Origin of the sequence: Hyphomonas oceanitis SCH89 (assembly GCF_000685295.1) — a bacterium.
GTDB classification, from domain to species: Bacteria; Pseudomonadota; Alphaproteobacteria; order Caulobacterales; family Hyphomonadaceae; genus Hyphomonas; species Hyphomonas oceanitis.
Genome location: NZ_ARYL01000092.1, coordinates 1 through 2,771 on the forward strand (window position 1 = coordinate 1; position 2,771 = coordinate 2,771).

3 protein-coding genes are annotated in these 2,771 nt (G+C 59.4%); all 3 read left to right on the forward strand.

Annotated features, from left to right (window positions below; translation table 11 throughout):
• A partial coding sequence (locus HOC_RS20245) for a nucleotidyl transferase AbiEii/AbiGii toxin family protein (RefSeq protein ID WP_035542289.1) occupies positions 1–415 on the forward strand: 415 nt, incomplete at its 5' end.
• Between the two features lie 718 nt (positions 416–1,133).
• A complete protein-coding gene (locus HOC_RS20250) occupies positions 1,134–2,309 on the forward strand; it encodes a Fic family protein (protein ID WP_035542291.1) in 1,176 nt (391 codons plus the stop codon).
• 277 nt (positions 2,310–2,586) lie between these two features.
• On the forward strand, positions 2,587–2,771 hold a 185-nt coding region (locus HOC_RS20255; protein ID WP_035542294.1), incomplete at its 3' end, for a hypothetical protein.

The following is a 2,771-nucleotide window of genomic DNA, read 5'->3' on the forward strand; positions in this document are numbered from 1 at the left end:
ATTTTCCACTGACGCCTGGACGTTCCTTGATTTTCCGGCAGACCATGAAGTGCGCCACCAGGACCTCGCGTCGAATTTTGCCCTGAAGATTCATGCCCTACTTTGCCGGGACTATCTGAAAGGCCGGGACTGGTATGATTTCTCCTGGTACGTGGCCAGGGGCGTCTTCCCGAACCTGGCGCACCTTCAGGCCGCGCTCATCCAATTCGGCCCCTGGAGTGGCCAGAAGGACCTGAAGGTTGACACGGCCTGGCTGAACCGCGCGCTCGGAGATCGGATTGATACGGTGGACTGGGAGGTGGCGCGAACCGATGTCCGCCGCTTCCTGCGTCCGGATGAGCTGAAATCGCTCGATCTCTGGAGCCCGCGATTCTTTAGCGCAAAGCTCGCAAAACTGATTGCCAGCGCGGGGTAGGCCAGCATACCGAGCGACTTTTATGCCGCCAGGCAGGAGACTCCCGGTCGGGGTGCCAGATCCTGCCTAAGACAATGATGCGTATCCGGATCACAGTAGGAATTCTGGCGCGTAGCGGAGCCTCTGCCACCTGTATCAGGTGGGCAGCGCGCGAGCCAGGCGCGTATAGCCAATGGTGCGCCTGACAGAATTGCCAGACAGTCAAAAACAGGACTGCCACATCCTCTCACCAACTCGTTGAATGCCCTGAGCGTCCGGAGCGGACCCCGGACGAGGCCAAGCAATCCGGAGGGGTCCTGTTCAACAAGAAATTATTCAAAACGCGGCTGTTCAGCGCCGCGGCGGCAACCATCATCCTGTCGTCCGGCATGGGCGGCGCCCATGCCGAAACGCCCGCGCCGGCGAGATAGCACGCGTTCAGCATCGAGGCAGGGACGCCCGGCCATGTGGTGCCGGCGTTCGTCGCCCAACACCCATCCTGTCTACCGGGGCGCTTCCTCACAGCCTTCCGCTTCCAGGACATAAGCGGGAACACGAACACAAAATACGGCCAACTTTCACCAGATCACGTCAGCATCTATCTCATCGACCGTCCGGGAGGACATCCCGGATCTTCCCAAACCGCGGCGTGAAGGGTTGCCTTTAATCGGCGGAGCTTGTTATTAAAGAATAAATGGTTATTCTTTAATAGTGATGATGACTTATTAAAGGATGCGTCATGGATCAGGACTCCCGCAGCGGGCGGATCGGAACCTATGCGACGAGCTCAGTCGCAGGCGAAACAGTGCGCGCCTATGTCCCAAAGCCTCTGCCGCCCGAACCGGGACTTGATTTGACGGGCCTGTCAGGGCTGGTCAGCGAAGCCATGTATGCACTGGGCAGGCTTGATGGTGTTCGCTCGGTTGCGCCGGATACGTCGCTATTTCTCTACATGTATATCCGCAAGGAGGCCCTTCTGTCGTCACAGATCGAGGGCACACAATCCTCGCTCTCCGATCTCCTGCTCTATGAAGAAGCTGAAGCGCCCGGTGCGCCCGTCGATGATGTCGAGGAGGTCTCAACCTATGTGGCCGCCCTGAATCATGGACTCGAAAGATTGCGCAACGGGTTTCCGTTCTCATTGCGACTGATGCGGGAAATGCACGCCATCCTGCTCGCCATGGGACGGGGGAGTACCAGGCAGCCTGGAGATTTTCGCCGGTCACAGAACTGGATCGGCGGAACGCGGCCTGGAAATGCCCTGTTCGTGCCGCCACCCCCACATCTTGTTGAAGACCTGATGCGCGATCTTGAACGCTTCCTCCATGAGGCGGACAGCGGCTTGCCCCCTGTCATCAAGGCGGGCCTTGCGCATGTTCAGTTCGAGACGGTGCATCCCTTTCTCGACGGCAATGGCCGTCTCGGCAGGCTCCTGGTTACACTTTACCTTTGCGAACAGGGTATTCTCGAAGAACCGCTTCTCTATCTCAGCCTCTATTTGAAGACGCATCGAACCACCTATTATGCGCTGCTTCAGGAAGTCCGTGAACATGGCCGCTGGGAAGCCTGGCTGGAATTCTTTCTGACAGGCGTGCGGGATGTGGCGCGCCAGGCGCATGAAGCCGCGCGGACGATTGAAGCCATGTTCATTGAGGACGCTGAAAAGCTGAAAGGCCTTGGCCGTGCTGCGCCGACCGCCAGACAGATATTTCGTGTCCTGCAGACCCAACCGCTTGTCACCATCGCCACGGCTGCCGAGCGGGCAGGCGTCTCCTTTCCTTCCGCAAACACTGGGCTTCAGAATCTTCAGAAGCACGGCATCGTCTCCGAAGTCACCGGCCGCACACGCGGGCGTGTCTTTGCGTACACGCGGTATCTGGATCTGCTGAGTGAAGGCACCGAGCCTCTGGCTTGATCGCCATCTGATGCATGCGGGCCTGTTGTCGTCAGGTCGCTATTAACCTGGGAATACCTCACTCAATTTCCCAGCAGACGGGGCTGGGCGGACTTTGCCGCTGCCAGAGCGCAGTCCTCCCCGCGCTTTCGGACTGGCGCGTCCGTTCTATCGACCAGGCGATCACCCGATCCACCAAAGTCCGCAATTCTCCTGCCGCTTGTTTTCCCTCACTCGTTGAATGCCCTGAGCGTCCGGGGCGAACCCCTGACGCGGGTCAGGCAATCCGGAGGGGTCCATGTTCAATATGTCACTATTCAAAACGCGGCTGTTCAGCGCTGCAGCTTCAACCATCATCCTGTCAGCCGGCATGGGCGGTGTTCATGCCGAAACGCCAGCGCCGGGCGGTGAGGTCGCGTTCAACATCGACGCGCCCATGCTCGGCGACGCGTTGCGCGCGTTCGGCGCCCAGTCGGGCACGCC